This window comes from Bacillus sp. JJ1521 (assembly GCF_036965165.1).
Taxonomy (GTDB): Bacteria; Bacillota; Bacilli; order Bacillales; family Bacillaceae_L; genus Ferdinandcohnia.
In genome coordinates this window covers 1-7,101 of sequence record NZ_JBALOX010000189.1, presented here as the reverse complement: position 1 = coordinate 7,101, position 7,101 = coordinate 1, and the positions used below count along the sequence as shown (strand labels likewise).

Sequence of the window (7,101 nt, the reverse complement as noted above, 5' to 3'; positions counted from 1 at the left end):
GGCAACGTCTTTGTGACCTACATCCTGTAGGCCTCAACTAACAATCAGTGAGTGGGGGATGAGGAAGAACCCCCACTGATCGTAGTTTCATTTTATAGGAAACTACTGTAATGGACATACTAAAGAATGTTTTTATCTTGTACAAATACTAAGAAACAAGTAAGATGTTTAAGGGGTGAGCATAGATGGAACGACTACAGAAAGTAATTGCACATGCAGGTGTTGCTTCAAGGAGAAAAGCTGAGGAGCTTATTGTGGCAGGACATGTTAAGGTAAATGGAAAAGTTGTGAAGGAGCTTGGGATTAAGGTAGGCTCAAATGATAAAATCGAGGTAAGCGGCATTCCACTAGAAAGGGAAGAGCCTGTTTATTTTTTATTTTATAAACCACGTTCTGTAATTTCTAGTGTGGATGATGATAAAGGGAGAAAGGTAGTAACTGACTTTTTTCCGGAAATTAAAGAACGTATTTATCCAGTTGGAAGGCTTGATTATGATACGACAGGATTGCTTTTATTAACGAATGATGGCGAGTTTGCAAATCTTCTCATGCATCCGAAGTATGAGATTGAGAAGGTTTATGTGGCAAAAATAAAAGGCATTCCAACTAAGGAAAAGCTTCGTCAATTAGAAAAAGGCGTTAAACTAGAGGATGGAAAGACAGCTCCTGCTAGAGTGAAACTTATATCCATGGACAAGCGTAAGGAAACGTCTATTATCGAGATTAGCATTCATGAAGGAAGAAACCGACAGGTAAAAAGAATGTTCGAGGCGATTGGACATCAAGTATTGAAGCTTAAACGAGAACGCTTTGGCTTTTTAACTCTTTCTGGATTACATACTGGTGAATTCAGAGAATTGCTTCCACATGAGGTTAAACAGTTAAGGGCTTTAGCAAGTACGAAGGATAATCGTTTATAAACGATCTTTGATTTGGAGGGAACAGGTTGAACAATAATGATTCTCAATTGTCACATAACCTTCAAAATGTTTGCAATGTCATCATATTATAAAGTGCTATAATGGCAAAGAAAGTACACAATATGTCTATATTAAAGGGAGATTTCCAATGAACAAGAAAAAGCGACGATTAGTCATTCGGACCATTATATTGTTACTTCTCGCCGCTGCGCTCGTTTATACATTGTATATCAATTTCTTTACGAGTAAGGAAAAGGTAGCAGTCGGGGATATGGCACCAGATTTTGTCGTTACAGACTTGAACGGGAAGGAACACCATTTGTCAGAGTATAGAGGGGAAAAAGGCGTGTTTTTAAACTTCTGGGGAACGTGGTGTGAGCCATGTCAACGTGAATTCCCGTATATTGATACATATTATCAGGATTACAAGGATCAGGGAGTCGAGGTTATCGCCATTAATGTGGGTGAACCGAAATTCAGTGTTAATAAATTTATTGAAAAATATGAATTAACATTTCCTGTTGTAATTGATAAAGGAGACCAGTTGTTAAATGCCTATGGAATTGACCCACTGCCAACTACTTTGTTGATCGATAAGGATGGAAAAGTAGTGAAGATAATTACTGGTGAGATGTCAAGCAAGATGGTACGTGATTATATGGAGCAAATAAAGCCATAGGGAGTTATTTTTTATGGAAAATGTAAAATGCGAGTGTGGACATGTAAATCCACACGGTACAATTTTTTGTGAGGCTTGTGGGAAACCAGTCCAAAACGAAGAAACACAGGGAGATAAGGAAAAAAAGCAATTGCTTGATATGAGGTATGAGGGGAGTGCAAGACGCTCTCAAACCTATAATAAAACAATTGTTGATAAAATTTGGAACTTCTTTTCCTCTGTAAAAGTTGGGATTTGGATCATCGTAGTGCTTTTGGTTGCATCAGCACTTGGGACGGTTTATCCTCAGGAATTATACATCCCACCAGCAATGAGCCCAGCTGATTTCTACGAACAAGAATATGGAATAACTGGAAGATTATATTATCTTTTAGGATTCCACAATCTTTATGGTTCTTGGTGGTATATGATCCTTATCGCAATGCTCGGTATTTCCTTAATTATTTGTAGTATCGACCGTGTCGTACCTCTATATAAAGCATTAAAAAAACAAGGTGTTACACGTCATGAGAGCTTCTTAAAAAGACAGCGTGTGTATGGTAAAAACACTGTAGAAAATATCGACAAGGATTTCGAAACAGTTAAGGAAAAATTAAGAAAGAAACATTATTCTGTCCGTGAAGAAAATGGAAATATTTTAGCGGAAAAAGGTCGTTTCTCAAGATGGGGTCCATATGTAAACCATTGTGGACTCATTATCTTTCTAATTGGTGCAATGCTGCGGTTTGTACCTGGAATGTATGTAGATGAGGTACTCTGGATACGTGAAGGAGAAACTGCAAGTGTTCCAGGAACACATGGAAAATATTATTTAGAGAGTGAACGATTTATATTAGAAGTTTACGAGAAGGGCAAGGAAAAAGAAGTCTTTGATAAGGCACTTGAAATGTCAGGGAACGGAATGACTGCCAAAAACTTCCAAACAGATGTTAAGTTATACGAACGAACAGACGAAATCATTCCAGGGGTTGAACCAGAATTAAAAGAAATTAAATCCCATGAAATTCGTGTGAATGAACCATTAAAACATGACCATTATGCATTCTACCAAGTGGATTATAAACTAAACGAATTTAGTACAATGTCCTTTAATATGATTGACAAAGATTCCAATGAGGAATTCGGAAACATCACGATTAATTTAAGGGATCCACAAGAAATGTATGATTTAGGAAATGGATACTCAATCGAGCTGGCAAGTTATTTTCCTGATTTCTTTTTTAATGATAAAGGTGAACCAGCTACTAAAACAAAAATCCCAAATAATCCAGCATTTGTATTTAAAATGTATGCTCCAGATAAACCTGAAGGGGAAATTAGTTTTGTTGCGATTCAACAAAATATAGAACCTATGGGTGATAATAAATACAAGATGGCTTTTGCAGGAATAGAAATGAAAAACGTCTCCGGATTAACAGTTAGAAGAGATTTTACTCTATGGATACTAGCTGTAGGAGGAGCAATCTTTATGATTGGGGTTATTCAAGGTTCATATTGGCATCATCGTCGTATCTGGATACAGCGGAAAAATAACGAGGTACTTGTTGCGGGTCATACCAATAAAAACTGGTTTGGCTTGAAAAATGAAATCCGTTATGTTCTGGCAGACACAGAAATCACGGAACCTATCGATCAAGTTGATGTGAAAAACAAGGAGGGATAAAAATGGCTGAATTAAGTTCAAATTTACTATTTGGAGCTTTCATTCTTTATCTCGTTGGAACTTTTGTTTTTGGAGGAGCAATTAGAGATAAAAAAAGTACAAACGGGTACAACCGATGGTCACATGTCGGAATTGCCATCACAATCATTGGCTTTGCTGCACAGTTAGGTTATTTTATAACTCGATGGATTGCATCAGGACATGCACCAGTGAGTAATTTATTTGAATTTATTACGTTCTTTGGAATGATGCTAGTTCTAGCATTTATCATTATTTATTTTATATACAAAACAAGTATTTTAGGGCTTTTTACGTTACCAATAGCATTATTAGTTATTGCATATGGTAGTATGTTTTCGAGGGAAATCTCTCCGCTAATTCCGGCTTTGCAAAGTGAATGGTTGCATATTCATGTTACGACAGCAGCATTAGGTCAAGCCATTCTTTCGATAAGCTTTATTGCAGGAATCTTGTATTTATTGAAATCGGTAGATCAAACTGTAAAAAGCAAGGAAACATTTTGGCTCGAATTCGTTATGTATATACTCGTTGTTGTTGTAGGTTTCGTATCAATTACAACCGCCTTTGGTGCGATGAAATATGAATCAGTCTTCTCATGGGTAGATAAAGAAGGCGTTAATGCCGAGATGGTGTATAAATTGCCTGCATTGGTCGTACCTAATGAAGGTGAATTATTAACAGACGGCAAGTTTTCTAGTGGCATTGAATTACCAGCTTTATTAAGTGCTAGAAAAGTTAACTCAGTTCTTTGGTCGGTTATTACAGGTTCAATCCTATATGGATTAATCCGTTTAATCCTACGCAGACGAATTGGTGCGGCATTACAGCCATTAACCAAAAGATTAAATTTAGATTTAGTTGATGAAATTGGGTATCGTTCAGTTGCAATCGGATTTCCAATTTTCACGTTGGGAGCGTTAATTTTTGCTATGATTTGGGCACAAATTGCCTGGACGCGCTTCTGGGGCTGGGATCCAAAGGAAGTATGGGCGCTTATCACTTGGCTATTCTATGCAGCCTTCCTGCACTTAAGACTTTCAAAAGGCTGGCATGGTCAAAAATCTGCTTGGCTGGCTGTCGTTGGATTCTTCATCATTATGTTCAATACGATATTCGTAAATCTAGTTATAGCTGGTTTGCACTCATACGCATAAGATTAGTAGCCTTCATCTGATGATGAAGGCTTTTTAATCCATTGTTTTCCCTTTTTTGTGTCGGATTTTCGACTTTTCTGCCGCTTTAGAAGGCAAGTGTGATATATGTTATAGCTAATTATGAAAATTTTATGTACGATAGAGATGTATAGAAATATTCTTTCGGAAAGAAAATGGAGGAATAAGAAAATGGAAAACGAAGCAAAAATTTTAGTTGTCGATGACGAGGAGAGAATTCGTCGTTTACTTAAAATGTATTTAGAAAGAGAAAATTATGTGATAGAAGAAGCAGACAACGGAGATGTAGCATTAGAAAAGGCTTTAAAAAATGAATATGATCTTATTCTATTAGATCTTATGATGCCAGGTAAAGACGGCATTGAGGTATGTCGTGAGTTGCGTGAAAAGAAATCAACGCCGATCATTATGTTAACTGCTAAAGGTGAAGAGATAAACCGTGTTCAAGGTTTTGAAGTGGGAACGGATGACTATATTGTGAAGCCATTTAGTCCAAGAGAAGTTGTTTTGCGTGTAAAAGCCTTATTAAGAAGAGCTTCACTTACAACCTATTTACAGACTGAAACAACGGCTAAAGATGTTATTGTATTCCCGCATCTAACGATTGATAATGACGCGCATCGTGTCACTGCAGACGGAAAAGAAGTTGGCCTGACACCAAAGGAATATGAACTGTTATGCTTCCTAGCAAAAGCACCTGATAAAGTCTTTGACCGTGAGCAATTGTTAAAAGAGGTATGGCACTACGAATTCTTCGGTGACTTACGTACAGTTGATACCCATGTTAAACGTTTGCGTGAAAAATTAAATAAGGTGTCTCAGGATGCAGCCAAAATGATTGTCACCGTTTGGGGCGTTGGTTATAAATTTGAGGTCGGCCAGGAATGAAATTTTGGCGTAGTGTTGTAGGAAAACTGTGGGCCACCATTCTATTACTGTTTTCCTTCGTATTATTTGTTTTAACCATTTTATTCATGGAGTATTTTGAGAATTATCATATCCAAGAAGCAGAAAGAAATTTAACCCAATTAGCAGCAAATATTGCTGTCGTTATGGAGCAGCATGAAGATAAAGATGTGGCAAGGGAACTTGCATGGGAGCTTGTGAATGATGAAACAAAGGTCATTATTGCGGCAGATGAAAATACATTTTGGGTATCACCTGATCGGAAATCACTCGCAAATATCCCTGTTAGCCTATTAACAGGCGATCCAGACCTTAAACTTGTAATGTCAAATGACCAAAACAAAAGTAAAAAAATTATCCTTCCGGAAGACTATAATGTGAATAAACAAAGTGAAGAGCTATTTGTTGTTGGGGCTCCACTTCATATAGAAAATGATCAAAAGGGTGCTGTATTTCTTTATCAATCATTAGATGATGTTCAGCAGACAACCCAGCATACAACCCAATTTATAATTTTAGCAGCAGGCATTGGGCTTGTTCTTACAACTGTTTTTGCCTTTTTCTTATTGACGCGAATCACTGCTCCATTACGTAAAATGAGGGAAGCTGCTACAGAAGTTGCTAGAGGGAAATTTGATACAAAGGTTCCTATTCTTACCCATGACGAAATTGGTGCTTTAGGCTTGGCACTTAACCAAATGGGAAGGCAATTAAAATATAATATGAATGCGCTGAATCAAGAGAAGGAGCAGCTTGCAAGTATTCTAAACAGTATGGCGGATGGTGTTATCACATTAAATCGGGATGGAACGATTTTGATTACAAACCCACCTGCCGAACGCTTCCTTCAAGCTTGGTATTACCAGCAGGGCATGTATCAGGATGTTGGTGAAGAGCTCCCGCCAGAAGTTAAGGATTTATTCCAGCGTGCAGTTTCATTTGAAAAGGAGCAATTTATTGAAATCAGCCTTCAAGGAAGAACATGGGTTATTTTAATGAGTCCACTCTATAATCAGACATATATTAGAGGTGCCGTTGCCGTCCTTAGGGATATGACAGAAGAGCGCCGTTTGGATAAACTTCGTGAGGATTTTATTGCAAATGTTTCACATGAGTTAAGAACACCGATTGCCATGCTGCAGGGATATAGTGAAGCTATTATGGATGATATTGCAAGTTCTGAAGAAGAACGAAAAGAAATCACAAAGGTCATCTATGACGAGTCATTACGGATGGGGCGACTAGTAAACGAATTATTAGACATTGCAAGAATGCAATCTGGTCATATTACCCTGAATAAAGAAAATATTGATTTTAATTCATTTATCAATCGTGTCATTCGAAAATTCCAAGGGTTAGCCAAGGATAATCTAATTACCTTATCTGCAACAATTGAAGAAGATATCGGTGAAATTCACATGGATCCTGACCGTATTGAGCAGGTATTTACAAACTTAATTGATAACGCCATAAGACATACAGATGAAAATGGGATGGTTGAGGTTCATGTAACAGGGCAAGAAACAGCAATTAAAGTAGATATCAGTGATACAGGATCTGGAATTCCAGAAGAGGATCTACCGTTTGTATTTGAACGTTTCTATAAGGCAGATAAGGCTAGGACGAGAGGGAAATCTGGTACTGGATTGGGACTTGCAATTGTTAAAAACATTATTGGTGCCCACAATGGAAATATTTCGGTCCACAGTAAACTTGGCGAAGGAACGACATTTACATTCA

General features: G+C 37.5%; 6 protein-coding genes. All 6 read left to right on the top strand.

The genetic code is table 11. From position 1 onward, the window contains the following. The first annotated feature begins 185 nt into the window (after positions 1 to 185). Positions 186 to 920: a 23S rRNA pseudouridine(2605) synthase RluB gene (rluB, locus tag V7147_RS21250; protein WP_335369806.1), complete on the top strand. Its 735-nt coding sequence runs from the start codon at positions 186 to 188 to the stop codon at positions 918 to 920. A 148-nt stretch (positions 921 to 1,068) separates the two neighbouring features. Beyond that, positions 1,069 to 1,599 (top strand): thiol-disulfide oxidoreductase ResA, encoded by a 531-nt coding sequence (gene resA, locus V7147_RS21245; RefSeq protein WP_335369805.1) that lies wholly within the window; start codon positions 1,069 to 1,071, stop codon positions 1,597 to 1,599. Positions 1,600 to 1,612: 13 nt separating this feature from the next. Next, positions 1,613 to 3,262, top strand: coding sequence for a cytochrome c biogenesis protein ResB (locus V7147_RS21240; RefSeq protein ID WP_335369804.1), 1,650 nt, complete (start codon positions 1,613 to 1,615; stop codon positions 3,260 to 3,262). Between the two features lie 2 nt (positions 3,263 to 3,264). Next, entirely contained in the window at positions 3,265 to 4,437 is a 1,173-nt protein-coding gene (gene ccsB, locus V7147_RS21235; RefSeq protein WP_335369803.1) for a c-type cytochrome biogenesis protein CcsB, read from the top strand. A gap of 189 nt (positions 4,438 to 4,626) precedes the next feature. Beyond that, positions 4,627 to 5,343: a response regulator transcription factor gene (locus V7147_RS21230; protein ID WP_335369802.1), complete on the top strand. Its 717-nt coding sequence runs from the start codon at positions 4,627 to 4,629 to the stop codon at positions 5,341 to 5,343. Further along, the coding region (locus V7147_RS21225; RefSeq protein WP_335369801.1) for an ATP-binding protein at positions 5,340 to 7,101 on the top strand (1,762 nt) is incomplete at its 3' end. The genes V7147_RS21230 and V7147_RS21225, both read left to right, overlap by 4 nt.

Coding starts and splice junctions, on each gene's coding strand:
- rluB (WP_335369806.1), top strand. CDS start 186: ATGGAACGACTACAGAAAGTAATTGCACATGCAGGTGTTGCTTCAAGG.
- resA (WP_335369805.1), top strand. CDS start 1,069: ATGAACAAGAAAAAGCGACGATTAGTCATTCGGACCATTATATTGTTA.
- V7147_RS21240 (WP_335369804.1), top strand. CDS start 1,613: ATGGAAAATGTAAAATGCGAGTGTGGACATGTAAATCCACACGGTACA.
- ccsB (WP_335369803.1), top strand. CDS start 3,265: ATGGCTGAATTAAGTTCAAATTTACTATTTGGAGCTTTCATTCTTTAT.
- V7147_RS21230 (WP_335369802.1), top strand. CDS start 4,627: ATGGAAAACGAAGCAAAAATTTTAGTTGTCGATGACGAGGAGAGAATT.